At 62.3% G+C, this 25,035-nt stretch carries 26 protein-coding genes and 1 riboswitch; of the genes, 15 read left to right on the plus strand and 11 right to left on the minus strand.

Annotated features, from left to right (window positions below):
• Positions 1-270: 270 nt before the first annotated feature.
• The 9 genes from mdcA to madM all read left to right on the plus strand — a co-directional run bounded on the left by mdcA (position 271) and on the right by madM (position 7,615).
• Positions 271-1,941, plus strand: a complete 1,671-nt coding sequence (gene mdcA / locus HX875_RS10405; protein WP_169386924.1) for a malonate decarboxylase subunit alpha — start codon at positions 271-273, stop codon at positions 1,939-1,941.
• On the plus strand, positions 1,942-2,790 hold the full coding sequence (locus HX875_RS10410) for a triphosphoribosyl-dephospho-CoA synthase (RefSeq protein WP_177043122.1): 849 nt from the start codon (positions 1,942-1,944) through the stop codon (positions 2,788-2,790).
• Positions 2,790-3,089 (plus strand): malonate decarboxylase subunit delta, encoded by a 300-nt coding sequence (locus HX875_RS10415; RefSeq protein ID WP_003216806.1) that lies wholly within the window; start codon positions 2,790-2,792, stop codon positions 3,087-3,089. The genes HX875_RS10410 and HX875_RS10415 overlap by 1 nt, the downstream gene beginning before the upstream one ends.
• Positions 3,082-3,924 carry a biotin-independent malonate decarboxylase subunit beta gene (locus tag HX875_RS10420; protein WP_177043123.1) on the plus strand — a complete coding sequence of 281 codons (843 nt, stop codon included), beginning with the start codon at positions 3,082-3,084 and terminating at the stop codon, positions 3,922-3,924. The genes HX875_RS10415 and HX875_RS10420 overlap by 8 nt, the downstream gene beginning before the upstream one ends.
• A complete protein-coding gene (gene mdcE / locus HX875_RS10425) occupies positions 3,921-4,697 on the plus strand; it encodes a biotin-independent malonate decarboxylase subunit gamma (protein WP_177043124.1) in 777 nt (258 codons plus the stop codon). Before HX875_RS10420 ends, mdcE begins: the two co-directional genes overlap by 4 nt.
• The gene (locus HX875_RS10430) at positions 4,691-5,287 is read left to right on the plus strand and encodes a malonate decarboxylase holo-ACP synthase (RefSeq protein ID WP_177043125.1); all 597 of its coding nucleotides are present in this window, start codon (positions 4,691-4,693) and stop codon (positions 5,285-5,287) included. Before mdcE ends, HX875_RS10430 begins: the two co-directional genes overlap by 7 nt.
• Complete coding sequence (gene mdcH, locus HX875_RS10435) at positions 5,284-6,189, plus strand: malonate decarboxylase subunit epsilon (protein ID WP_177043126.1); 906 nt, start codon at positions 5,284-5,286, stop codon at positions 6,187-6,189. Before HX875_RS10430 ends, mdcH begins: the two co-directional genes overlap by 4 nt.
• 246 nt (positions 6,190-6,435) lie before the next feature.
• Entirely contained in the window at positions 6,436-6,849 is a 414-nt protein-coding gene (madL, locus tag HX875_RS10440; protein WP_177043127.1) for a malonate transporter subunit MadL, read from the plus strand.
• Position 6,850: 1 nt separating this feature from the next.
• Complete coding sequence (gene madM / locus HX875_RS10445) at positions 6,851-7,615, plus strand: malonate transporter subunit MadM (protein ID WP_003216820.1); 765 nt, start codon at positions 6,851-6,853, stop codon at positions 7,613-7,615.
• A gap of 102 nt (positions 7,616-7,717) precedes the next feature.
• Here the strand turns inward: madM and HX875_RS10450 are convergent, their stop codons facing one another.
• The 3 genes from HX875_RS10450 to HX875_RS10460 are packed head-to-tail and all read right to left on the minus strand — an operon-like array spanning position 7,718 to position 9,778.
• Positions 7,718-8,632, minus strand: a complete 915-nt coding sequence (locus tag HX875_RS10450; protein WP_010167642.1) for a LysR family transcriptional regulator — start codon at positions 8,630-8,632, stop codon at positions 7,718-7,720.
• A 37-nt stretch (positions 8,633-8,669) separates the two neighbouring features.
• A complete protein-coding gene (locus HX875_RS10455; protein ID WP_177043128.1) occupies positions 8,670-9,212 on the minus strand; it encodes a chromate transporter in 543 nt (180 codons plus the stop codon).
• Complete coding sequence (locus HX875_RS10460; RefSeq protein ID WP_003216826.1) at positions 9,212-9,778, minus strand: chromate transporter; 567 nt, start codon at positions 9,776-9,778, stop codon at positions 9,212-9,214. The genes HX875_RS10455 and HX875_RS10460 overlap by 1 nt, the downstream gene beginning before the upstream one ends.
• Before the next feature lie 235 nt (positions 9,779-10,013).
• On the opposite strand from HX875_RS10460, the gene trhA reads away from it, so the two are divergent.
• Entirely contained in the window at positions 10,014-10,631 is a 618-nt protein-coding gene (trhA, locus tag HX875_RS10465; protein ID WP_177043129.1) for a PAQR family membrane homeostasis protein TrhA, read from the plus strand.
• Here the strand turns inward: trhA and HX875_RS10470 are convergent.
• A complete protein-coding gene (locus HX875_RS10470) occupies positions 10,626-11,528 on the minus strand; it encodes a LysR family transcriptional regulator (RefSeq protein WP_177043130.1) in 903 nt (300 codons plus the stop codon). The two genes, trhA and HX875_RS10470, sit on opposite strands and share 6 nt — an antisense overlap.
• Positions 11,529-11,636: 108 nt before the next feature.
• Here HX875_RS10470 and HX875_RS10475 point away from each other — a divergent pair, with 108 nt between their 5' ends.
• Genes HX875_RS10475 through HX875_RS10485 form a run of 3 tightly spaced genes read left to right on the plus strand, consistent with a single transcriptional unit; the run spans position 11,637 to position 14,168 of the window.
• Positions 11,637-12,878 carry a D-amino acid dehydrogenase gene (locus HX875_RS10475; RefSeq protein WP_177043131.1) on the plus strand — a complete coding sequence of 414 codons (1,242 nt, stop codon included), beginning with the start codon at positions 11,637-11,639 and terminating at the stop codon, positions 12,876-12,878.
• A gap of 10 nt (positions 12,879-12,888) precedes the next feature.
• Positions 12,889-13,242: a RidA family protein gene (locus HX875_RS10480; RefSeq protein WP_177043132.1), complete on the plus strand. Its 354-nt coding sequence runs from the start codon at positions 12,889-12,891 to the stop codon at positions 13,240-13,242.
• A gap of 47 nt (positions 13,243-13,289) precedes the next feature.
• Positions 13,290-14,168, plus strand: a complete 879-nt coding sequence (locus HX875_RS10485; protein ID WP_371321477.1) for a transporter substrate-binding domain-containing protein — start codon at positions 13,290-13,292, stop codon at positions 14,166-14,168.
• Positions 14,169-14,302: 134 nt separating this feature from the next.
• Here the strand turns inward: HX875_RS10485 and HX875_RS10490 are convergent, their stop codons facing one another.
• Positions 14,303-15,022, minus strand: coding sequence for a 16S rRNA (uracil(1498)-N(3))-methyltransferase (locus HX875_RS10490; RefSeq protein ID WP_177043134.1), 720 nt, complete (start codon positions 15,020-15,022; stop codon positions 14,303-14,305).
• Positions 15,023-15,113: 91 nt separating this feature from the next.
• Positions 15,114-16,520 carry an adenosylmethionine--8-amino-7-oxononanoate transaminase gene (locus HX875_RS10495; RefSeq protein ID WP_177043135.1) on the minus strand — a complete coding sequence of 469 codons (1,407 nt, stop codon included), beginning with the start codon at positions 16,518-16,520 and terminating at the stop codon, positions 15,114-15,116.
• A 281-nt stretch (positions 16,521-16,801) separates the two neighbouring features.
• Here HX875_RS10495 and HX875_RS10500 point away from each other — a divergent pair, with 281 nt between their 5' ends.
• On the plus strand, positions 16,802-17,353 hold the full coding sequence (locus tag HX875_RS10500) for a cytochrome b (protein ID WP_063026565.1): 552 nt from the start codon (positions 16,802-16,804) through the stop codon (positions 17,351-17,353).
• Between the two features lie 32 nt (positions 17,354-17,385).
• Entirely contained in the window at positions 17,386-17,982 is a 597-nt protein-coding gene (locus HX875_RS10505; protein WP_010167625.1) for a YceI family protein, read from the plus strand.
• Between the two features lie 161 nt (positions 17,983-18,143).
• On the opposite strand, the gene HX875_RS10510 is transcribed toward HX875_RS10505, so the two are convergent.
• From HX875_RS10510 to ahcY, 5 genes are all read right to left on the minus strand, one after another.
• Positions 18,144-20,030, minus strand: a complete 1,887-nt coding sequence (locus HX875_RS10510) for a DEAD/DEAH box helicase (RefSeq protein WP_017476487.1) — start codon at positions 20,028-20,030, stop codon at positions 18,144-18,146.
• A gap of 222 nt (positions 20,031-20,252) precedes the next feature.
• On the minus strand, positions 20,253-21,056 hold the full coding sequence (locus HX875_RS10515; RefSeq protein WP_177043136.1) for a substrate-binding periplasmic protein: 804 nt from the start codon (positions 21,054-21,056) through the stop codon (positions 20,253-20,255).
• 69 nt (positions 21,057-21,125) lie between these two features.
• Positions 21,126-22,208: a hypothetical protein gene (locus tag HX875_RS10520; protein WP_177043137.1), complete on the minus strand. Its 1,083-nt coding sequence runs from the start codon at positions 22,206-22,208 to the stop codon at positions 21,126-21,128.
• Positions 22,209-22,283: 75 nt separating this feature from the next.
• Complete coding sequence (gene metF, locus HX875_RS10525) at positions 22,284-23,129, minus strand: methylenetetrahydrofolate reductase [NAD(P)H] (protein WP_177043138.1); 846 nt, start codon at positions 23,127-23,129, stop codon at positions 22,284-22,286.
• Between the two features lie 175 nt (positions 23,130-23,304).
• Positions 23,305-24,714 carry an adenosylhomocysteinase gene (gene ahcY / locus HX875_RS10530; protein ID WP_003216850.1) on the minus strand — a complete coding sequence of 470 codons (1,410 nt, stop codon included), beginning with the start codon at positions 24,712-24,714 and terminating at the stop codon, positions 23,305-23,307.
• Positions 24,715-24,735: 21 nt separating this feature from the next.
• Positions 24,736-24,841: riboswitch (S-adenosyl-L-homocysteine riboswitch) on the minus strand.
• Positions 24,842-25,035 lie beyond the last annotated feature (194 nt).

The following is a 25,035-nucleotide window of genomic DNA, read 5'->3' on the forward strand; positions in this document are numbered from 1 at the left end:
ATCGTTCCCTTTTTGGGACTCTCGCCAGCACCACCGATCAAAATGTGGGAGCTGGCTTGCCTGCGATGCAGGCAACTCGGTCTTCCGGGTACACCGCGGTGATGCCATCGCAGGCAAGCCAGCTCCCACATTTGATCTCGGTGGGTCCCAATCCCGCGTTTGCTGATGAACCATTACTCCAATCGTAACGATCCACCGCCCAGCTTGATTGATGCCCCCCCAATACCCTCCTAAGGTACAGCCCACGACAGCACATCCCGTGGAGCGACCATGACAACAACAACTTCCCCCGACTCGCGCTGGACGCGGCGGCGCGACGAGAAGCAGCGCCGATTAGCGTTAGTGCGATCCTTCGCCGATGGCGCCGTGCTCCCCAGCGACCGCATCGTCGAAGCCCTGGAAGCCCTGATCCTCCCCGGCGACCGTGTGGTGCTGGAAGGCAACAACCAGAAGCAGGCCGATTTTCTCTCCCGCTCCCTGGCGAAGACCGACCCCGCCAAGCTCCACGACCTGCACATGATCATGCCCAGCGTCGGCCGTTCCGAGCACCTGGACCTGTTTGAAAAGGGCATCGCCCGCAAGCTGGATTTCTCCTTCGCCGGCACCCAATCCCTGCGCATCAGCCAGTTACTGGAAGACGGCCTGCTGGAAATCGGCGCGATCCACACCTACATCGAACTCTATGCGCGGCTGGTGGTGGACCTGATTCCCAACGTGGTCCTGTCCGCCGGTTTCATGGCCGACCGCGCCGGCAATATCTACACCGGCCCGAGCACCGAAGACACGCCCGCGCTGATTGAGCCGGCGGCCTTCAGCGATGGCATCGTCATCGTCCAGGTCAACCAGTTGGTGGATGACGTCACCGACCTGCCCCGCGTCGACATCCCCGCGAGCTGGGTCGACTTCGTGGTGGTCGCCGACAAGCCCTTCTACATCGAACCGCTGTTTACCCGCGACCCACGGCACATCAAGCCGGTGCATGTGTTGATGGCGATGATGGCGATTCGTGGCATCTACGAAAAACACAACGTCCAGTCCCTGAACCACGGCATCGGTTTCAACACCGCCGCCATCGAATTGATCTTGCCAACCTACGGCGAATCCCTGGGTTTGAAGGGCAAGATCTGCCGCAACTGGACCCTCAACCCGCACCCAACCCTGATCCCGGCCATCGAAAGCGGCTGGGTCGAAAGCGTGCATTGCTTCGGCACCGAACTGGGTATGGAAAACTACATCGCGGCCCGGCCGGATGTGTTCTTCACCGGCCGCGACGGCTCGCTGCGTTCCAACCGAATGTTCTGCCAACTGGCCGGCCAATACGCGGTGGACCTGTTTATCGGCGCCACCCTGCAAGTCGATGGCGACGGGCATTCCTCCACCGTCACCCGTGGCCGCCTCGCCGGTTTTGGCGGTGCGCCGAACATGGGCCACGACCCGCGCGGTCGCCGCCATGGCACACCCGCCTGGCTCGACATGCGCCACGACGACGCCCCGGAAGCCTTGCTCGAACGCGGCAAAAAGCTCGTGGTGCAGATGGTTGAGACCTTCCAGGAAGGCGGCAAACCGACCTTCGTCGAAACCCTCGATGCAGTCGAAGTGGCCCGCAAAAGCGGCATGCCCCTGGCACCGATCATGATCTACGGCGACGACGTCACCCACCTGCTCACCGAAGAAGGCATCGCCTACCTGTACAAGGCGCGTTCCCTGGAAGAGCGCCAGGCGATGATCGCCGCCGTGGCCGGTGTGACTGCCATCGGCATGCGCCACAACCCCAAGGACACCGCGCGCATGCGCCGCGAAGGCCTGATCGCGCTGCCCGAAGACCTCGGCATCCGCCGCACCGACGCCACCCGTGAGCTGCTGGCCGCCAAGAGCGTGGCCGATCTGGTGGCGTGGTCCGGTGGTTTGTACAACCCGCCCGCCAAGTTCAGGAGCTGGTAAATGCACGCACTTAAACTGCACGACCTGACCCTGGCGGAACGCCTGGCCGACATGGCCGTCGATGCGCTGATTGATGAAGCCGACCTGTCGCCCAAACCTGCACTGGTCGACCGTCGCGGCAACGGCGCCCATACCGATCTGCACCTCGGCCTGATGCACGCATCGGCCCTGTCACTGTGGCCGGCGTTCAAGGAAATGGCCGAGGCCGCTATCGAATTTGGCGAAGTTGGTTTGCCCTTGCGCGAAGCCCTCGGGCGCATCGGTCGCGAAGGCGAACAGGCGATGCTCGTCACCACCAACGGCGTGAATACCCACCGCGGTGCGATCTGGGCGCTCGGCTTGTTGGTCGCCGCCGTCGCCCTGCAACCCGAGTCCAGCAGTGCCAACGCCGTGACGTTACGCGCTGCCCGCCTGGCCTTGCTCAACGACCGCTACGCACCACAACCGCTGAGCCACGGCGCCCAGGTCGCACAACGCTACGGCGCTCGCGGTGCCCGCGAAGAAGCGCAACTGGGCTTCCCATCGGTGTTGCAACGGGGCCTGCCGCAACTGAAAAAAAGCCGCCTGCACCAATACGGCGAACAGAACGCTCGCCTTGATGCCTTGCTGGCGATCATGACCGACCTGGCCGACACCTGCGTGCTCTACCGCGCCGGCCCCGAAGGCTTGCAGGCCATGCAACAGGGCGCCCAAGCGGTGCTGGACGCCGGTGGCAGCGCAAGCCTCGCCGGGCGCCGCCAACTGCACGAGCTGGACCAGCAACTGCTGGCGCTGAATGCCTCCCCCGGTGGGGCCGCCGACCTGTTGGCCGCCTGCCTGTTTATCGACCGCCTCGACGGAGCGCTGTGATGGAAACCTTATCCTTTGAATTCCCCGCCGGGCAGCCCGCCAAGGGCCGTGCGCTGGTGGGTTGCGTCGGCTCCGGCGACCTGGAAGTGCTGCTGGAACCGGGCACTGCCGGCACCCTGACGATCCAGGTGCAAACCTCGGTCAATGGTGCGCAGCTGCGTTGGCAGCACCTGTTTGAACGGATCTTCCAGGAACAGACGCCGCCCGCACTGAACATCGATATCCACGACTTCGGCGCCACCCCCGGCGTGGTGCGCCTGCGCCTGGAACAAGGCTTCGAGGAGATCGGTCATGACTGACTTGCGCAGCAAACACAGCTTCGTCGAACTCGGCGCCCGGCAGCGGGCCAAGGCTTTGCTCGACGCGGGCAGCTATCGCGAATTGATCGATCCGTTTCAGCGTGTCATGTCGCCCTGGCTGAGCCGCCAGGGCGTGGTGCCTCAGGCCGACGACGGCGTGGTGATCGCCAAGGGCAGCATCGACGGATTGCCGGTGGTGATCGCGGCCATCGAAGGCAATTTCCAGGGCGGCAGCCTCGGTGAAGTGGGCGGCGCAAAGATGGCCGGCGCACTGGAGCTGGCCGCTGAAGACAATCGCAACGGCATCCCGACCCGCGCCATCCTGCTGCTGGAAACCGGCGGCGTGCGCTTGCAGGAAGCCAACCTCGGCCTGGCCGCGATTGCCGATATCCACGCCGCGATTGTCGACCTGCGCCAGTACCAGCCGGTGATCGGCGTGGTGGCGGGCAGCGTCGGTTGTTTTGGTGGCATGTCTATCGCGGCGGGCTTGTGCAGTTATCTGCTGGTGACCCGCGAGGCGCGCCTGGGTTTGAACGGCCCGCAGGTGATCGAACAGGAAGCCGGGCTTGAGGAGTACGACTCCCGCGATAGGCCTTTCATCTGGAGCCTGATCGGCGGCGAACAGCGCTTTAACAGCGGCTTGGCCGACCGTTATGTGGCCGACGATGTGGCGCAGATTCAGCAGCAAGTCACTGAACTGCTGCATCAAGGCTTGCCGGAAAAACAGCGCAGCCGTCAGGTCGAACATTATCTGGAACGCCTGGCCGCACTGAACGCCGAACCGCAAATCGACCCGGCGACGGTTCGCGATCTGTATCAGGGAGAACGCTCATGAGAGGTTTGCAGTGGTTCAACGCATTGAGCGGCGATGCTACGCCGGTGAGCGGTTTGCCGAACTCGCTGAAGGTTGCCGACGGTGTACTCGGTGATCAGCCGGTGCGGTTTATCGCGGTGGTCACTGACCCGGAAAACCGCTTCCCCCGCGCGCGCAATGGTGAAGTTGGTTTGCTCGAAGGCTGGGGCTTGGCCAAGGCGGTTGATGAAGCGATCAATACGGGCGACAAGCGCCCGCTGATTGCCATCGTCGATGTGCCGAGCCAGGCCTATGGGCGTCGCGAAGAAGCCCTGGGCATCCATCAAGCCCTGGCCGCCGCCGCCGACAGCTATGCCCGTGCCCGTTTGGCCGGTCACCCGGTGATCGCGCTGCTGGTGGGCAAGGCGATGTCCGGCGCGTTCCTCGCCCATGGTTACCAGGCCAATCGCCTGATTGCCCTGCGCGACCCCGGCGTAATGGTGCATGCCATGGGCAAGGCCTCGGCGGCGCGGGTGACCCTGCGCAGTGTCGAAGAGCTGGAAGCCCTGGCCGCCAGCGTGCCGCCGATGGCTTACGACATCGACAGCTATGCCAGCCTCGGTTTGCTCTGGGAGACCTTGTCGGTCAGCCAGATCGAGCAGCCAACCGCCGAAGACGTAGCGCGGGTCAGCGATTGCCTGGTGCACGCGATCAAGGACGTAGAGGCGGGCGGCCGTGACTTGAGTGGTCGCCTGGGCGCCACCAATCGCGCCGCCTCCAGCCACGTGCGCCAACTGCTGCGGGAGCAATGGTGAACGCTCACGACTTGCTCTGGGGCATGACCCCGGCGCATGCGCCCGCCGATGCGCCGGCCTGGGTGCTGGAAGCATTGGCCGCCGGGCATCCGGTGGTGGTGCGGCGTGCCATTGCGCCGCCGGGGCATGTGGCGGTGGGTGTACGCGGGCGCTTGCGCGAGCAGCGCTTCGCCGGCGTGATGCCGATGACAGCCGTGCAACGATGCGTGGTGCCGGAAGACCTGCGCGACGTGATTTCGCCAAGGGATTTACCGGCGTTGCAGGCCCTCGCTCAACTGCGCCCGGTGTTGGCGAAGGAGAGTTGGGGCGTCACCGGCAGCGCGGGTTTCGAGCTGGCCAGCGGTATTGAAGCGCTGCACGCCAAGAGTGACCTGGATTTGATTTTGCGCACGCCCGAGCCGCTTGATCGCGGTGATGCAGAGGACCTGCTGGCGATACTGGACACCGCGGTGTGCGCCGTGGACCTGCAACTGCAAACGCCTTTTGGCGCGGTCGCCTTGCGTGAGTGGGCCGGTGGTTCACGTCGCGTACTGCTGAAAAATGCCAGCGGCGCGCAGTTGGTGATCGACCCATGGCAGGCCGTGGCATGAGCAGCCTCCTGGCGTTCCCGGGGCAGGGCGCCCAGCGCGCGGGCATGCTCCAGCAGCTGCCGCGCGCGGTGCTGGACGAAGCCAGTGCAGCCTTGAACGAGGACGTGTTGAAGCTTGATTCCGCCGAAGCGCTGGCTTCGACCCGCGCTGTGCAGCTCTGCTTGTTGATTGCCGGCGTCGCCAGTGCGCGCTTGCTGGAACACACACCCGATTACGTAGCCGGCCTGTCCATCGGCGCCTATCCGGCTGCCGTGATTGCCGGCTCACTGGACTTTGCCGATGCGCTGAAACTCGTCAGCCTGCGCGGCGAATTGATGCAACAGGCGTATCCCCACGGCTATGGCATGACCGCCCTTATCGGCCCGGACCTGTCCACCGTCGAAGCCTTGCTCGCCCAGGTCCACAGCCCGCAAACCCCGGTGTACCTGGCCAATATCAATGCCGACAACCAGACGGTCATTGCCGGCAGCGACGAAGCGATGAAAGCAGTTGCCATTCTGGTGCGCGGCAATGGCGTCGCCAAACGCTTGGCCGTCAGCGTGCCGTCCCATTGCGCGCTGCTGGAAAAACCCGCCGAGGCCCTGGCCGAAGCATTCGCCCAAGTGACGCTGAAAACGCCGGCCATTACCTACCTGAGCAGCACCCGCGCCCGGCCGATCCACAACACCGAACACCTGAGGGACGACCTGGCTTTCAACATGTGCCGCGTCGTCGACTGGCGCGGCACCGTGCAAAGCGCCTACGAGCGCGGGGTGCGCCTGCACATCGAACTGCCTCCCGGCGCCGTGCTCACGGGCCTGGCGCGCCGGGTGTTCGAGCAAGGCACCGTCATCGCCTTCGAAGGCGCCCGCCTGGACACCTTGCAGGCCTTGCTGCGAGAGGAGGGAAACCATCACCGATAGAGCTCCACCAAGGCTGATGCTGGTCGGTCAAGAGATAGAGCGGGTCACCAATGACCTGTGGCGAGGGAGCTTGCTCCCGTTGGAGTGCGCAGCGCTCCCAGGATTTCAGGGCCGCTACGCAGCCCAACGGGAGCAAGCTCCCTCGCCACAGGTACGGTATTCATCTTTATCGGATCGGCATTGCCGCCCAAGGCTTTCGAAGCACAAAAACAACAATTTCGATGAAGCACTTTGAGGACAACCATCATGATTATTTACGGTGTGGCGTTGCTGGCGATCTGCATGTTGGCAGGCGTGATTCTGGGAGACATGCTCGGCGTTCTGCTAGGCGTCAAATCCAACGTGGGCGGGGTGGGGATCGCGATGATCCTGCTGATCTGCGCCCGGCTGTGGATGCACAGGCACGGCGGCATGACCAAGGAATGCGAGATGGGCGTGGGCTTCTGGGGTGCCATGTACATCCCGGTGGTGGTGGCGATGGCGGCCCAGCAAAACGTGGTGACCGCGCTGCACGGCGGCCCGGTGGCGGTGCTGGCGGCGATTGGTTCGGTGGTGGTGTGCGGTTGCACGATTGCCTTGATCAGCCGTACGCACAAGGGCGAACCGTTGCCCGATGAAGAGCCGCTGATTGCGGCTGCACCTGTCGTGGGAGGTCGCTGATATGTGGGAACTCATTGAGAAAGGCCTGGCCAATAACGGGCTGGTGACGGCGTTTGCATTTGTTGGCGTGGTGATGTGGATTTCGGTGGTGTTGTCCAAGCGCCTGACGTTCGGACGCATCCATGGGTCGGCCATCGCGATTGTGATCGGGCTGGTGCTGGCGTGGGTCGGCGGTACGCTCACCGGTGGGCAGAAAGGCCTGGCGGACGTGGCGCTGTTTTCCGGGATCGGGTTGATGGGCGGCGCCATGCTGCGGGACTTTGCCATTGTGGCCACGGCGTTTGAAGTGCAGGCCACCGAGGCGCGCAAGGCCGGCCTGATCGGGGCGATTGCGCTGCTGTTGGGCACGGTATTGCCGTTCATTGTGGGCGCGAGTATCGCCTGGGCATTTGGTTATCGCGATGCGATCAGCATGACCACCATCGGTGCGGGCGCGGTGACTTACATCGTCGGGCCGGTGACCGGGGCGGCGTTGGGTGCAAGCTCGGATGTGGTGGCGTTGTCCATTGCCACCGGGTTGATCAAGGCGATCCTGGTGATGGTCGGCACGCCCATGGCGGCACGCTGGATGGGCCTGGATAACCCGCGCTCGGCCATGGTGTTTGGTGGTCTGGCCGGCACGGTGAGCGGCGTGACGGCGGGCCTGGCGGCGACGGACCGGCGGTTGGTGCCGTATGGCGCGTTGACCGCCACCTTCCACACCGGGCTTGGGTGCCTGTTGGGGCCGTCGGTGCTCTACTTCATCGTGCGCGGAATTGTCGGCTAGATCCAATGGCCTCATCGCAGGCAAGCCAGCTCCTACAGTTGACCGAGTACTCCCAGGCAACTCGGTCAACTGTGGGAGCCGGGCTTGCCCGCGATAGCGGTCTCAAGCCTGGCGATTCGCGTACATCCGGCACTCTGCCAACAGCGCGAGCAAGTTCGGGTCGCGCTCCTTGGCTTTCAGAAACACCACGCCAATGTGCTGCTGCAAGCGGTAGCGCGGTTGCAGGGGAATCAGCTTTACCCGGTTCTCGTACACCGCCGCAATCCGTCCCGGCAGCAGCGCATACCCCACGCCCGAGCTGACCATGCTCAGCAGGGTGAAGATGTCGTTGACCTGCATCGCCACCTTTGGCTCGAACCCTGCCTGCTTGAACACGCGGTTGCCATCCTGGTGGGTGGCGAAGCCTTGGGTGAGGGTGATGAAGGTGGCGTCGCGCACGTCCGCCAGGTCGATCTCCTGTTCGCGGTCGAAAGGTGAATCCGCCGGGGTGGCGAGGAAGATATCGTCGGAGAACAGGGCGATCTGCTCGCAGTCCGGGTCGTTGGCGTGCTCGTCGAGTGAGATCAGGATCGCGTCGACTTCCATGTTCTTCAGCTTGTACAGCAAGTCGAAATTGGAGCCGAGGATCAGGTCGATATTGAGTTCGCTGCGGCGGATCTTCAGGCCCATGATCAACTGCGGCACGGTCTTCACCGTCAACGAGTACAGCGAGCCCAGCTTGAAGCGCTCGGCGGAGAAACCGGCGGCCTCGCGGGTCACCCGCACGCTGTCCACCACATCCTGCACCAGCTTCTGCGCGCGCTCTTCCAGCACATAGGCGCTTTCCAGTGGCGTGAGGTTGCGCCCTTCGTGCTTGAACAGCGGGCAGCGCAGGGCGTTTTCCAGGGAGTGGATCGCCCGGTGCACGCTGACGTTGCTGGTCTGCAATTCAGCCGCCGCCCGCGCCAGGTTACCGGTGCGCATGAACGCCAGGAAGATCTCCAGTTTCTTGAGGGTGAATTCTTCGTCGATCAGCATGGCCGTGACTCTTGTTCGAATGCCGTCGATTGTGCCCCTAAAACCAGTTCACTCCCAGCCATGCACTGCACAGGCCCAACACCACGCCGAGGATGATCAGCCAGATCGCATTGAGCCGCGTGTAATACACCACGGCGGCGCTGGCGAGGGTCAGTACCAGGCTGGTGGCGTTGTTTTCCAGGCTGTTCATCAGGATGTAGCTGGCGGCCAGGATCAGCCCGATGGATATCGGCAACAGGCTGCCTTTGACCCGCTGCACCCACGGCGTCTTGGTGTGTTTTTCCAGCCAGCCGGCGCCGACGTAGGTCAGCACCGAGCAGGGCACCAGCTTGGCGGTCAGCGCCACCAGCGCCCCCGGCAACCCGGCGGCTTGCTGGCCGATAAACACCAGGAACATGCCGTTGGGCCCCGGCAAGGCCTGGGACAGGGCGAAGAAGGCGACGAACTGGGCGTCGGTGATCCAGTTCATGTCGGTGACGGTGTAGCGGTGGATATCGCTCAGGGCCACGGTGTTGCCGCCAATCGCCATCAGCGACCACAGCGCGCATTGGATCATCAGGTGGAACAGTACGCTCTGCATCAGCCGGCCACCTTCTGCTTGCCCATGAAACTCAAGGCCAGGGAGCTTGGGATGCAAATCAGCAAGACCATCCACAACGGCAGCACCAGCACCGCCATCAACACGAAGGTCAGGACGAACGCGCTGTAATTTGCCAGGGTGCGCGGCATGGCCTTGAGCAGGCGCAAGGTGGTGCCGAGCATCAGCCCGGTGGCGATCGGCATGACCGCACCGAAGATCTGTTGCACCACGTCATGGCTCCACCATTTGGCATAGGCGAAGCCGGCCAGCACGGTGATCAGCGAGGGGAACAGATACAGCCCGACCACGGTCACAACCGCACCCGGCAAACCGTGCAGGCGCCGGCCGTAGATGATGCCGACGTTGGCGATGTTCGGGCCTGGGAAGAATTGGCCGGTGGTCAGCAGCTCGTTGAAGCCTTGCTCGCTGACCCACTGCCGGCGGTCGACCATCATCTGCCGCGCCCAGGGCATCACGCCGCCGAAGCCGAACAGGCCGACCATGGCGAAGTTGTAAAACAACTGCCACAGACTGGGATGAGGCTGGGCAGGTTCGAGGTCAGGCATGGGGATTACCGATGAGGTGCTTTTATGTAGGAGCTGGCTTGCCGGCGATAGCGGTGTATCTGCAGCAGATGTAGGGCTGACCCACCGCTATCGCCGGCAAGCCAGCTCCTACAGGATGAAGCGAATCATCCATCGGCGTGTGCATTTGGGCAAATGAAGAAAGGTTGTTACCTGATATTGGCCGGGTGACGTCAGAATGGTCTGGGTGATAACGGTTATTCGAGGTGAGTGACACATGTATCACGGGGAACGATTCAACGCCTGGAGCCATTTGCTCGGGGCGGTTGCGGCTTTTATTGGCGCAGTGTGGATGTTGGTGGTGGCCGGTATGGACGGCAGCCCCTGGAAGATTGTCAGCGTGGCCATTTACGGTTTCACGCTATTGGTGCTGTACAGCGCGTCCACCGTGTACCACAGCGTGCGCGGGCGCAAAAAAGCGATCATGCAGAAGGTTGATCACTTTTCGATCTACCTGCTGATCGCCGGCAGCTACACGCCGTTTTGCCTGGTAACGCTGCGCGGGCCGTGGGGCTGGACGCTGTTCGGGATTGTGTGGGGGCTGGCGGTGATCGGCATCCTGCAAGAGATCAAGCCCCGCTCCGAGGCGCGGATCCTGTCGATTGTGATCTATGCTGTGATGGGCTGGATCGTGCTGGTGGCGGTCAAGCCGCTGATTGCTGCGCTGGGGCCTACCGGGTTTGCCTGGCTGGCGTCGGGCGGGGTGCTGTACACCGTGGGCATTATTTTCTTTGCCCTGGAGGACCGCCTGCGGCACTCCCACGGGATCTGGCATTTGTTCGTGATCGGCGGCAGCCTGCTGCATTTTGTGGCGATCATGGGGTACGTTTTATAGCCGGTCCAATTGCTCCTGGGCGCGGCTGCCGAAAATCTCCAGCAGGCTCGCCAGCATGTGTGGCGGCGGTTCGTCGGCGCGGGTCAGCGCATACAAGGTGATGGGCAGCGGCGGCGCCAGCGGGCGAATGCAGGTGGTGGCCGGTGACGCGCCGAGGGCGGTGAACGGGTCGATCACTGCCAGCCCGGCGCCCGACTCGACCATGGCCCTGGCCAGTGAATAGGTCTGTACCGCGATGCTGACTTGGGGCGGCGGATCCACTGCCTCCAGGTAGCTGTCCAGCTTGGCCGACAACGGGTCGGCGCTGGACAGGCCAATCAACGGCGCGCCCGCCAAAGCCATCAGCGGCAGCGGCTTGCCCAATTCGTTTTCCCTCCAGTAACCCAGCGGCGCCAGCGCCACCAATACGCCGTGGGCCAACGCCTGGGCGCTCAGCCCCGGGTGATCGGGCGGCTGCAGGGTCAGCGCCACATCCACTTCACGCATCAACAGGTTTTGCACCAGCTCGCGGCTGTGGGCGCTGGACAGCTCGCAGGCGATGTCCGGGTAGCGTTGGGTCCATTCGCGAATGGCCGGCGGCAGCAACGACAAGGCCAGCGCCGGCGTCGCGCCAATACGCAAGCTCTGGCCCGGCGCGCGGCGCAGGTTTTGCGCCAGGCGCCGCACGCCTTGCAGGCTCTCGGTCACCCTGTCGACTTCCCGCTCCAGCGCCAACGCTTCCGGCGTCGGTTGCAGCTTGCCGCGGATGCGCAGGAACAGCGGGAACCCCAACTGCAACTCGGCGTGTTGCAGCACCTTGCTCACCGCCGGCTGCGAGACATGCAGCAGTTGGGCAGCGGCGCTGATGGAGCCGGTCTGGCGGATGGCCTGGAAGATTTCGATATGACGCAAGCGCATGGGCAGTCCATAACCTTTGTTTATGGGTGACCCATCTTTATTCATTGTTCCGCCGCTGTCACCTGCCCCTAACCTTCAACCCAGACAACACAGGGTTAAGGAACAGACATGGCTCAGCAGGTTTGCATCATCGGTGGTGGGGTTATCGGCCTGGCGAGTGCCTATGCGCTGGTGCGTGCCGGTATGCAAGTGACGGTGGTCGAGGCCCGGGAAACCCTGGGCAGCGAGACCAGTTTCGCCAACGGAGGGCAGTTGTCCTATCGCTATGTCGCGCCCCTGGCCGATAAAGGCGTGCCGCTGCAAGCCATCGGCTGGATGCTGCGCGGTGACTCGCCGCTGAAGCTGCGCCCACGCATGGACCCGGCCCAGTGGCGCTGGATGGCGTCATTCCTGGGGGCCTGCCGTGGCTCGGTGAACCAGCGCAATGCGGCCCATCTGCTGCGCCTGGCGTCCCTGAGCCAGAACACCCTGCAACGCTGGCGTGAAGAAGACCAACTGGGTGACTTCCACTGGCGGCGCAATGGCAAGTTGGTGACCTTTCGCACACTCGACAGCTATGAGCGCGCACTGAATAAAGTGACCGACCCGTTGCAACAGCAAGTGCTCTCGGCGGCGGACTGTGAACGGCTGGAGCCGACCCTGGACGGCGGCAGCTTTTTTGGCGGCATCTACACGCCCAACGAAGAGGTGGGCGACTGTCATGCCTTCTGCCAGCAGTTGGCGGCGCGGCTTGAAGCGTCGGGGCGCTGTACGTTCCTGCTGGGGCGCAAGGTGACGCGCATCCATCATCACGCAGGCCGTGTGCACTCGATTGAAATGGGCGATGAGGCGATGTCTGTCGAACACCTGGTACTGGCCGCCGGGCACCGCAGCCCCGAGCTGGCCTTGCCTGGCATGTCGTTGCCGTTGTATCCGCTCAAGGGGTACAGCCTGAGTGTGCCGATCGGCGCGCAGCATCGGGCACCGAACATCAGCATCACCGACTACGACCGCAAGATCGTCTACGCGCGCATCGGCGAGCAGTTGCGAGTGGCGGCGATGGTGGACATCGTCGGCTTCGACACCCGCCTGGAGCCCAAGCGCCTGGCGCTGATTAAACGCCAGGCCCTTGAGACTTTCCCGCTGGCCGGTGACTACCCGCATGCGGTCGAATGGGCCGGCATGCGCCCGGCCACACCCACCGGCGTGCCGCTGATTGGCGCCAGCGCCTGCAGCAACCTGTGGCTTAACCTTGGCCACGGTGCCCTCGGCTTCACCCTGGCCTGCGGCAGCGGCCAGGTGCTGGCCGAGCTGATCGGCCGGCACACCCCTTCCATTGACATGCAGGGCTTCGCGCCCCGCGCCGCTTGAGGATGCCTCGATGACCATCACCCGAATCAACAGTAATAGCCGCCTGTCTGGCGCCGTGGTTTTCCAGGAACTGGTGTTCCTTTCCGGCCAGGTGCCCGGCGAAGGGCGGGACGTGAAGACCCAGACCGAGGAGGTGCTGGCCAAGATTGATGCGCTGCTGGCAGAGGCGGGCAGTGACAAGGATCATCTGCTGAACGCGACCATCTACCTGAACAATATCGAGGACGGGTTTGCGCCGATGAATGAAGTCTGGTCCGCCTGGCTGTCGCCGGGGCAGGCGCCGACGCGAACCACGTTGCAGGCACAACTGGCCCGGCCCGATGTGCTGGTTGAGATCAGCGTCATTGCTGCCCGCCGTCCATAAACAACTGGAAAAACCAACGGAGAATAACAATGCAAAAAATCCTGTTGATGAGCTTCACCTTGTTGATGTGCATTCAGGCCCATGCTTCTGAAGCCCCACTGGAAGGCACGCTAAGCAAGATCGCCAACGCCAAGAGCATCACCCTCGGCTACCGCGATGCCTCCGTGCCTTTCTCCTACGTCGGTGACCACAGCGGCAAACCCATGGGCTACTCGGTGGAACTGGCGAACAAAATCGTCGAGCGCATCCAGCAGAAAACCGGGGTGCCGAAGCTCAACGTGAAATACAACCTAGTGACCTCCCAGACCCGCATCGCCCTGGTGCAAAACGGAACGGTGGACCTCGAGTGCGGCTCCACCGGCGTGACCGCCGAGCGGCAGAAGCAGGTGGCGTTTTCCTACGGGTTTATCTATGTGAAGGGCCAGTTGCTGACCGCCAACGACAGCGGCATCAAAAGCTTCGCCGACCTGCGGGGCAAGAACGTGGTGACCACCGCCGGCACCACCAACGAGCGTTTCCTCAAGAGCTACAACGTTGATCACAAACTGAACATGTCAGTGATCAGCGCCAAGGACCATGGTGAAGCCTTCCAGATGCTGCAATCGGGCCGGGCGGCGGCGTTCTACATGGACGACGCGTTGCTCTACGGCGAGCGCGCCAAGGCCAGGGACCCGCATAAGTGGGTGGTGGTCGGGGAAGAACAGTCGCGGGAAATCTACAGCTGCATGGTCCGCAAGGACGACCCGCAGTTTCTCGCGGTGGTCAACGAAACCCTGGCCGGGCTGTATAGCTCGGGGGAGATCAACGGGATTTACCAGCGCTGGTTTGAACAGCCGATTCCGCCCAAGGGCTTGAACCTGGAGTTCCCGATGACCAGCGAGTTGAAGGCGATTATTGCCAAACCGGTGAGTGACCCGGTGGAATAGTGGAGTGGAAACCCGATCAAAATGTGGGAGCTGGCTTGCCTGCGATAGCGGTGCATCAGCAACAAATGTATGGCTGACCCACCGCTATCGCAGGCAAGCCAGCTCCCACATTTGATTGGGTTTGCAAAGCCTAGTTAGAAGTCGCCCCACAATTGCTGGGCTACCGACAGTGCCACGACTGGCGCTGTTTCGGTACGCAGCACACGTGGGCCCAGGCGTGCCGAATGGAAACCCGCCCCTTGTGCCGTTTCGACCTCTGCGTCGGTCAAGCCACCTTCCGGCCCGATCAGGAAGGCCAGGCTCCCAGGCTTGGCATGGCTCACCAGCGGCTCGGCCACCGGGTGCAGCACCAGCTTCAAATCCGCCTCGGCCTGTTTCAGCCAATCCGCCAGCAACAGCGGTGGATGAATCACCGGCACCCGCGAACGACCGCATTGCTCGCACGCGCTGATCGCCACCTGGCGCCAGTGCTGCAAGCGCTTGTCGGCGCGTTCGTCCTTGAGGCGCACTTCGCAGCGGTCGCTGAAGATCGGGGTGATTTCATTCACTCCCAGCTCGGTGGCTTTCTGGATCGCCCAGTCCATCCGCTCGCCACGGGACAGGCCCTGGCCAAGGTGAATCTGCAACGGCGATTCGACCTGCCCGGCGAAGGTTTCGCTGACCTGTACCACCACGCGTTTTTTACCGACTTCCAGCAAGCTGGCGCGAAACTCCTGGCCGGAGCCGTCGAACAGTTGCACGGCGTCGCCTTCGCTCATGCGCAATACGCGGCTGATGTAATGCGCCTGGGCTTCCGGCAACTCGTGGTCACCAAGGCTCAGGGGGGCGTCGACAAAAAAGCGGGACAGTCTCATTTCTGTTCTCGGAAGAAATACAAAACCTGTGGGAGCCGAGCTTGCTCGCGATGACGCAAACCTTGGCACCCGATTAATCAAGTGAACTCAATCAACCCGGATCACGAAACCCCGGGTGGAAATCCTTGGGCACCGCCACGCTGACCTTGCTGTTGGTGGCGATATCAATCCCTTCGCTCGCCACTTCCGCCAGGAAGTCGATCTGCTCCGGAGTAATCACGTACGGGGGCAGGAAGTACACCACGCTGCCCAACGGCCGCAGCAACGCGCCGCGTTCCAGGGCATGTTCAAACACCTTCAAGCCACGGCGTTCCTGCCACGGGTAGGCGGTCTTGGTGGCCTTGTCCTGCACCATCTCGATGGCCAGTACCATGCCGGTCTGGCGTACCTCAGACACGTGAGGATGGTCCACCAGGTGCGCGGTGGCGGTCGCCATGCGCCGGGCCAGGGCCTTGTTGTTCTCGATGACGTTGTCTTCTTCGAAGATATCCAGGGTCGCCAGGGCCGCCGCACACGCCAGCGGGTTGCCGGTGTAGCTGTGGGAATGCAGGAAGGCGCGCAGGGTCGGGTAGTCGTCGTAGAAGGCGTCGTACACATCGTCGGTGGTGACCACGGCGGCGAGCGGCAGGTAGCCACCCGTCAGCGCCTTGGACAGGCACAGGAAGTCCGGGCGGATGCCGGCCTGTTCACAGGCGAACATCGTGCCGGTGCGGCCGAAGCCCACGGCGATTTCGTCGTGGATCAGGTGCACGCCGTAGCGGTCGCAGGCCTCGCGCAGCAGCTTGAGGTACACCGGGTGGTACATGCGCATGCCGCCGGCGCCCTGGATCAGCGGTTCGACGATCACGGCCGCCACGGTGTCGTGGTTTTCGGCGAGGGTCTGCTCCATGGCCAGGAACATGTTCCGGGAGTGTTCTTCCCAGCTCATGCCGTCGGGGCGCAGGTAGCAATCCGGGCTCGGCACCTTGATGGTGTCCAGCAACAAGGCCTTGTAGGTTTCGGTGAACAGCGGCACATCGCCCACCGACATCGCGGCGATGGTTTCGCCGTGGTAGCTGTTGGTCAGGGTGACAAAGCGCTTTTTGTTCGGCAGGCCGCGGTTGAGCCAATAGTGAAAGCTCATCTTCAGCGCGACTTCGATGCACGACGAACCATTGTCGGCGTAGAAGCAGCGGGTCAGGCCTTCGGGCGTCATCTTCACCAGGCGCTCGGACAGCTCGATCACCGGCTGGTGGCTGAAGCCGGCGAGGATCACGTGTTCCAGCTGGTCCACCTGGTCCTTGATGCGCTGGTTGATGCGCGGGTTGGCGTGGCCAAACACGTTGACCCACCAGGAACTGACGGCATCGAGGTAGCGTTTGCCTTCGAAGTCTTCCAGCCAGACGCCTTCACCGCGCTTGATCGGGATCAGCGGCAGTTGCTGGTGGTCTTTCATCTGGGTGCAGGGATGCCACAGCACGGCGAGATCGCGTTGCATCCACTGATTATTCAAACCCATGTTCATTCTCCTCGAAGCGGCTCGCGGCAGGCGCGGGCGAAACAATCGCGCAAGCCTATGCAATGCAGGGCTGTGTCACAACCCAATTGCATGCTTGTAGGGCAAATCGCAGTAAACACAGGACGGTCTGTCACGTTTCTTGGGAATAGTCCTTAATCTCTTGTTAACTTACTGTGCATAGGCTCTTGATCGTATTTCTCGATATTTCAAAGCGAAAATTTCCGCTTTAATTCGATAGGTAAATCGATAGTCTTGGCCATAGCTCTTACGGGATTTGGGACATGCAACTACGTAATTCACCGGCCCGCTACGGCTGGGTCAGTATTGTTTTGCACTGGGGCGTGGCCCTGGTGGTGTTCGGTCTGTTCGCGTTGGGCCTGTGGATGGTCGGTCTCGACTACTACAGCACCTGGCGCAAAGACGCCCCGGACCTGCACAAGAGCATCGGCATCACGCTGTTCGCCATCATGCTCGTGCGCATCGTCTGGCGTCTGGTCAGCCCGCCGCCGCCACCGCTTGCCAGCTATAGCCGTATGACACGCCTGGGGGCTGCGTTTGGCCACGCATTCCTGTATCTGGGGCTGTTTGCCGTGATGATCGCCGGTTACCTGATTTCCACCGCAGACGGTGTCGGTATCCCGGTGTTTGGCCTGTTTGAGATTCCTGCACTGGTTTCCGGGCTACCGGACCAGGCAGACACTGCAGGCGTGGTGCATTTGTACCTGGCCTGGGTATTGGTGGTGTTCGCCGGCCTCCATGGCGTGGCTGCGTTGAAACACCATTTCATTGATCGTGATGTGACCCTGGTTCGTATGCTGGGGCGCAAAGCCTGATGTTCAACCTCGACTCACAAGGAATAGAAAGCATGTTGAAAAAGACTCTCGCCGCTCTGGCCATTGGTTCTGCTCTGCTGACTGCCGGTCAGGCGATGGCAGCTGACTACGTTGTCGACAAGGAAGGCCAGCACGCCTTCGTTGACTTCAAGATCAGCCACTTGGGCTACAGCTTCATCACCGGTACCTTCAAGGACCTGGACGGCAAGTTCAGCTTCGATGCCGCCAAGCCTGAAGACAGCAAGATTGAGTTCAACGTCCGCACCGCCAGCGTGTTCACCAACCACGCCGAACGTGACAAGCACATCGCCAGCAAAGACTTCCTGGACGTTGGCAAGTTTGCCGATGCCAAGTTCGTCTCCACCAGCGTCAAGACCACCGGCAAGAATGCCGCTGGCCAAGTCACTGCTGACGTGACCGGCGACCTGACCTTCCACGGCGTAACCAAGCCGATCGTCGTCAAGGCCACCTTCCTGGGTGAAGGCAAGGATCCATGGGGCGGCTACCGTGCCGGCTTTGAAGGCACTACCTCCTTCAATCGCCAGGACTTCGGCAAGCAGATGGACCTGGGCCCAGCGTCCAACACGGTTGAGCTGTACGTGACGTTTGAAGGTGTGAAAGCGAAGTAATGCTTCGTATGTAGGAGCCGGCTTGCCGGCGATGGGGCCGCACCGTATGTGACGTTCTCAAGATCGTCATCGCCGGCAAGCCGGCTCCTACAGTTTTCAAGCTTCAATGAAAAATGCCCCGGATCTCGCGATCCGGGGCATTTTTTATGCAGCGCTGAAAATCAGCGGTTGCGGGTCAGCAACGCCGGCTTTTCACCACGTGGACGGCCCGGCAGTTGATCCAACTGCTCAGGTGTCAGCGTGCGATCACTTTTCGACTCTTTGTGGATGATCTTCGGTGCCGGGCCGCCGCGCGGGTTTTGCACCGCTGGCTCCGACAAACGAGGTTGATCATCACGGGCCGGGCGACGGTTGCGCGACTCTTCGCGACGGGCCTGGCCGTCACGGGGTGCACCGTTACGCGGGCCGCTGCGCTTGGCCGGCGGGGTGCCGGTGGTAGCGCCGTTGCTGCTGCGCGGACCGTTCTGGCGACCTTGTGGCTGGCCGCCGGTGCGTGGTGCGGAACCTGCGCCTGCGCCCTGGGCTGGAGCGCCTGGACGACGACCACGACCCTGGGCCGGCTTGGCCTGGGGCACGTAGTCAACGCGGTTACCGAAGTTGTCCACGTCGTCGTCCAGGAACTCGTCCGGAGCACGGTCGGCGGCAGCACGTGGCGGCTGGCTCGGCTGGCGCTGTTCGCGGGCCGGGGTGCCTTCACGGGGCTTTTGCTCACGGGCCGGGCGTTCGCCACGGCCATTGGTCGCAGCCTTGTCCTTGCCGCCCTTGTCCTTGCCCTTGTCTTTACGACCGCCACCACCACCGCCGCCGTTCGGGCCATCGCCCTTAGGACCGCGTGGGTTGTTGCGCGGGTTACGCACGTCCGGACGCTCGCGCACTTCAGGCTTCTCGGCCTCAACAGCGCTGGAGTCGAAGCCCATCAGGTCGCCGTCGGCGATTTTCTGCTTGGTCATGCGCTCGATGCTTTTCAGCAGTTTTTCTTCGTCCGGTGCGACCAGGGAAATGGCCTCGCCCGAACGACCGGCACGGCCAGTACGGCCGATACGGTGCACGTAGTCTTCGTCGACGTTTGGCAGCTCGAAGTTGACCACGTGTGGCAACTGGTCGATGTCCAGGCCGCGAGCGGCGATGTCGGTGGCCACCAGGATGCGCACTTCACCGGCCTTGAAGTCGGCCAGGGCTTTGGTGCGGGCGTTCTGGCTCTTGTTGCCGTGGATCGCGACGGCGGTGAGGCCGTGCTTGTCCAGGTACTCGGCCAGGCGGTTGGCGCCGTGCTTGGTACGGGTGAACACCAGCACCTGTTCCCACGCGCCGGCGGTGATCAGGTGGGCCAGCAGGGAACGCTTGTGGGCAGCGGGCAGGCGGAACACGCGCTGCTCGATACGCTCCACCGTAGTGTTCGGCGGCGTGACTTCAATGCGCTCGGGGTTATGCAACAACTTGCCCGCCAAAGCGGTGATGTCGTTGGAGAACGTGGCCGAGAACAGCAGGTTCTGGCGTTTGGCCGGCAGGCGCGCGAGGACCTTTTTCACGTCATGGACAAAGCCCATGTCGAGCATGCGGTCGGCTTCGTCCAGCACGAGGATTTCCACGTGGGACAAATCGACGCTGCCTTGGCCGCACAGGTCGAGCAAACGACCCGGGCAGGCAACCAGTACGTCGACACCACGGGACATGGCCTGAACCTGTGGGTTCATGCCGACGCCGCCGAAGATGCAGGCACTGACGAACTTCAAGTCGCGGGCATACAGCTTGAAGCTGTCATGCACTTGGGCGGCGAGTTCGCGGGTAGGGGTCAGGACCAGTACGCGCGGTTGGCGCGGGCCATGACGCTGGGATTTGTCCGGGTGACCGTTGGGGAACAACCGCTCCAGGATCGGAAGGGCGAAACCGCCGGTTTTACCAGTACCTGTCTGAGCCGCAACCATCAGGTCGCGACCTTGCAACACGGCGGGAATGGCCCGCTGTTGCACCGGAGTAGGCTCGGTATAGCCCGCTGCCTCGATGGCGCGGACTAAAGCCTCGGAGAGACCGAGGGAAGCAAAGGACATGAGTAATCCTGTTTTAGTTAGGGCTTGGCCCAGAGGGATAGTCTTGCCTGGCGTGAATGGCGTTTAGATGAACGCAATCCCGTCCGGTCCTGCTGGGGCTGGCGGGCACTCAGACGGCTCGCGCGGGCTTGAAAGCTGCGCTGTAGCGGGGTCGGGTGCCTTTTGCAAGACCGAAGCGTCCGGGCGTAAGCCTGGCGGAAAGGCCGGAGTATAACAGAGCAATCACTCTGCGCTGCTTTCCTGCTGCTCAACGGTGCTTGCGGGCAGGGCCAGGGCGCTGGTTTGAGGGCTGCTGCCTGCATATTTGGCGCTCAAGGCCGCGTAGGCCGGCTCTTGCTTGAAGCGTTTGAGTTCGGCGGCAAAGCGTTGCACCAGCAAATCCATGCCGGCCCCACGGCGCACGGCCAGAAATTGCGGCTGGTGGCTGATCACCTGGGGCGCCTGGGTGATCTGGTCCTCAAGCCCGAGGGCCTTGAGCACATGCTGGCCGACCCGGCGGTCGGTGATCACCAGGTCGATCCGCCCAAGGGCCAGTTTGCCGAAGTTGGCCTCATGGCTGGCGGCCGGCTCCTGCTTGAACAGGGTGGATTCGCTGAATTCGGCGCCGTAGAGGTAGCCGGGCGAGGTGCCGATGGTCAGGCCGCGCAGGTCGTCGAAGGTCTGGAACGGGTGCGGGCGATCATTGGCGTAGAACAGCACGAACTCCACATCGGACAGCGGCTCGCTGGGGTACAGCAATACATTGTCCCGTTCGTGGCTGTGGAAAATATCCAGTGCGCCATCAGCCTGGCCTTGGTCGAGCATCGCCAGGCAGCGCTTCCAGGGCAGGAATTGCCAGTCCACATCGATGCCCAGGCGCTGGAACACGATCACCGTGGTCTCGTAGTCGAGCCCGCGCATGGTGCCGTTGTCGTCATACACATACGGCGCCCAGGGCTCGGTGACAATGCGTAATTTCTCGCCGTGGGCGCCGAGGCTCAGGCAAGCGAAAAGAACAGCGGTCAACAACCGGAAAGTGACAGGCATGCCCTGAGATTACGACTGTCGCGGGCTAAAGAGAAGCTCTGGCACAGTGATCTGCGGGCGGCTGGCGGATTACCGGCCTGGAGTTTTGATCAGGTGTTCGTAGATCGCCTCGCGGCGCTCGCCGAGAATCAGGCGCACCACGGGATTGGCGAACCAATGCTCCAGCAGATGGGCGTCAACGGGCTTGCCCTGGCGCTCTTCCTGATTTTGTCGGGCCTTGTCCCACCAAACCGGGCCACACGCCTGGTCGAACTCGTTTTCATGTTCGTAGCAGCCGTAGAGGATTTCCCGGATGAACTGCTGCTGATGCTTGGGCAATGCCAGGGTGATCAGCTTGTACATCAGGCGTTGCAGGCGCGGCGGGCGGGGCAGGTGGGCCGACACCTGGCGCGTGTCGTCCAAAGCCGTGACGCTGGTGGGGTTCGCCGCATGTTTGGCGATCCACGCCTTGACCTTGGCCCGGAACAGCTGCTTGCGGCTCCAGTAGTGGTGGATCAGGTCCGGGCATTCACGCACGTTGAGGGTGCGATAGGCAGCGATGGACAGGCAGAACTCTTCCAGGGTGTAGGCGCCCTGGGCATGGGGAAACAGTTCGTCCATCAACTCGATCGAGCGGTCGAGGATGTGCGCGTCCTGCTGCGTCAGGCCCATGACCCCGGAATTGAGGGTCATCATGTCGTCGTCGGCCACGCCCATGTCCAGCAGGCGCTGGTACAAGGCGCTGTACAGGATGCTTTCGTGGTTGTCGCCGTATTTGGTGTAGAAGGCGTTGCACAGCAGGGTGCCGGGCTGCACACGCTCAAACAACGCCAGGGGCGAATGGTGGAAAAACGTGTCGGTGTCGATCAGCAGCGCCACTTCGGATTCTTGCAGTACTTGCCGCAGCACCACGTGCTTGGTGCGAAAGTGGTAGCCATGAGGTTCGCACCAGCGTTTGCGCGTGGCTTCGTCCAGCGGGCGCACCGTCACCGGCAACAGGCGATAGGGTTCGGGGTTGTCGCTGAAGACCTGGATGTCGAGGCCGGCATCCGGCGTATCCCGCAGAAAGGCCAGGGCGCTGGCGATGCTGAATACGGCTTCCTGATGGTAAGTCTCTGCGCCGAACACGAGGTAGACCAATTGCGGGCGGGACATCGGGGTGGCTGTATTCATGAACTGCAGAATTCCGTGTACGTTTAGAACGGCAAAGGCCCTCATTATGAGGGCCTTGGCATTTCGGGACAGACCTTAGCGTGGCAGCTTCAGGTTGTTCCAGACAGCGAGGCTTGGCTCAGCCTGGTTCAGGGTATAGAAGTGCAGCCCTGGTGCGCCACCTTGCAACAATTGTTCACACATTTCGCTGATGACCTGTTCGCCGAACGCCTGGATGCTCTTGACGTCGTCGCCGTAGGCTTCCAGTTGTTTACGAATCCAGCGTGGGATTTCCGCGCCGCAGGCGTCAGAGAAACGCGCCAGTTTGCTGTAGTTGGTGATCGGCATGATGCCCGGCACGACCGGGATGTTCACACCCATCGCCTGTACACGCTCAACGAAGTAGAAGTAGCTCTCGGCGTTGAAGAAGTACTGGGTGATCGCACTGTTGGCGCCGGCGTTGGCTTTGCGCACGAAGTTCTGCAAATCGTCTTCGAAATTGCGCGCCTGGGGGTGCATCTCCGGATAAGCGGCCACTTCGATATGGAAGTGATCACCGGTTTCTTCACGGATGAAGCTCACCAGGTCATTGGCGTAGCGCAGCTCGCCGCTGGCCATGCCCATGCCGGACGGCAGGTCACCGCGCAGGGCGACGATGCGCTTGATGCCGGCTTGCTTGTATTGGGTCAGCAGGCCGCGCAGGTCGGCCTTGCTGTCGCCCACGCAGGACAAATGCGGAGCCGCAGGTACTTTGATTTGGCTTTCCAGCTGCAGCACGGTGTTGATCGTGCGATCGCGGGTGGAGCCGCCGGCACCGTAGGTGCAGGAGAAGAAATCGGGGTTGAAGCTGGCCAACTGCTTGGCGGTCGCCATCAGTTTTTCATGCCCAGCATCGGTCTTGGTCGGGAAGAACTCGAAGCTGTAGCGGCGGTCTTGGGACATGGTCATACCTATGGAAACTCATAAAGCCAGAAGGCGCACACCGTCAATGTGGGAGCGGGCTTGTGTGGGAGCCGGGCTTGCCCGCGATGCAGGCACCTCGGTGCGTCAGTCACACCGAGGTGATGCTATCGCAGGCAAGCCAGCTCCCACTTAAAGCCGGTGCCTACAGTAGGACTTAGTAGCGGTAAGCGTGCGGCTTGAACGGACCTTCAACCGTCACGCCGATGTAGTCGGCCTGGGTCTTGGTCAGTTGAGTCACCACGCCGCCGAAGCCGCGGACCATTTCCAGGGCCACTTCTTCGTCGAGTTTCTTCGGCAGTACTTCCACGGTCAGGCGCTCGGCTTTCTGGGCTGGCGACAGGTCGGCGTATTTCTGGCCGAACAGGAAGATCTGGGCCAGTACCTGGTTGGCGAACGAGCCATCCATGATGCGGCTTGGGTGGCCGGTGGCGTTGCCCAGGTTGACCAGACGGCCTTCGGCCAGCAGGATCAGGTAGTCATCGTTCTGCGGGTCGAAATCACCAGCGCCGGTACGGTGAACCTTGTGTACCTGTGGCTTCACTTCTTCCCATGCCCAGTTCTTGCGCATGAAAGCGGTGTCGATTTCGTTGTCGAAGTGACCGATGTTGCACACCACGGCGCGCTTTTTCAGGGCCTTGAGCATGTTCGAGTCGCACACGTTGACGTTACCGGTGGTGGTCACGATCAGGTCGATCTTGCCCAGCAGGGCCTTGTCGATGCTCGCTTCGGTGCCGTCGTTCTGGCCGTTGATGAACGGCGAAACCACTTCGAAACCGTCCATGCAGGCTTGCATGGCGCAGATCGGGTCAACTTCGGACACTTTAACGATCATGCCTTCCTGGCGCAGGGACTGGGACGAACCCTTGCCCACGTCACCGTAGCCGATCACCAGGGCTTGCTTGCCGGACAACAGGTGGTCGGTGCCGCGCTTGATCGCATCGTTCAGGCTATGACGGCAGCCGTACTTGTTGTCGTTCTTGCTCTTGGTCACCGAGTCGTTGACGTTGATGGCCGGGATTTTCAGCTCGCCCTTGGCCAGCATGTCCAGCAGGCGGTGTACGCCGGTGGTGGTTTCTTCGGTCACGCCGTGGACGCGGTCGAGGATCTGCGGGTACTTCTTGTGCAGCAGCTCGGTCAGGTCGCCGCCGTCGTCGAGGATCATGTTGGCGTCCCATGGCTTGCCATCCTTGAGGATGGTTTGCTCCAGGCACCACTCGTACTCTTCTTCGGTCTCGCCCTTCCAGGCGAACACGGCGATGCCGGCAGCGGCGATAGCGGCAGCGGCCTGGTCTTGAGTCGAGAAAATGTTGCAGGACGACCAGCGTACTTCGGCACCCAGGGCAACCAGGGTTTCGATCAGCACGGCAGTCTGGATGGTCATGTGGATGCAGCCGAGAATCTTCGCGCCCTTGAGCGGCTGCTCAGCGGCGTACTTGCGACGCAGGCCCATCAGGGCTGGCATTTCGGATTCGGCGATAAAGGTTTCGCGACGGCCCCAGGCAGCGAGGGACATGTCGGCGACTTTGTAGTCGGTAAAACCTGCAGGCGTGATTACAGCGCTCATGAAGAGCCTCCATTCGTAGTGTGCGAATGGGCGCCGTTGTGCGTTTAGTATCCAGCTGGCTAACCAGGCCGGACAACGCCCCATCCGAGCCTGACAGGTCGAGCCTGCTGCAGCGCCCCTCGGACAGGTGGCGGGAGAACGGTATCAATCGAAGATGACCGTTTTGAAGCGGAGGCGATTATAGCCGCCTGCGCCTGACTTCTAAAGCCTTTCTGTCGGCGGCATGAAGATCGCTCATGGGGCTGATAGGCAATGGCTCATAGAGCTTGGGCCCGGCCTCTGCCATGATGTTGCCCATCATTTCGCAACACGCTTTGGAGT

Source organism: Pseudomonas yamanorum (assembly GCF_013386765.1).
Classification (GTDB): Bacteria; Pseudomonadota; Gammaproteobacteria; order Pseudomonadales; family Pseudomonadaceae; genus Aquipseudomonas; species Aquipseudomonas yamanorum_A.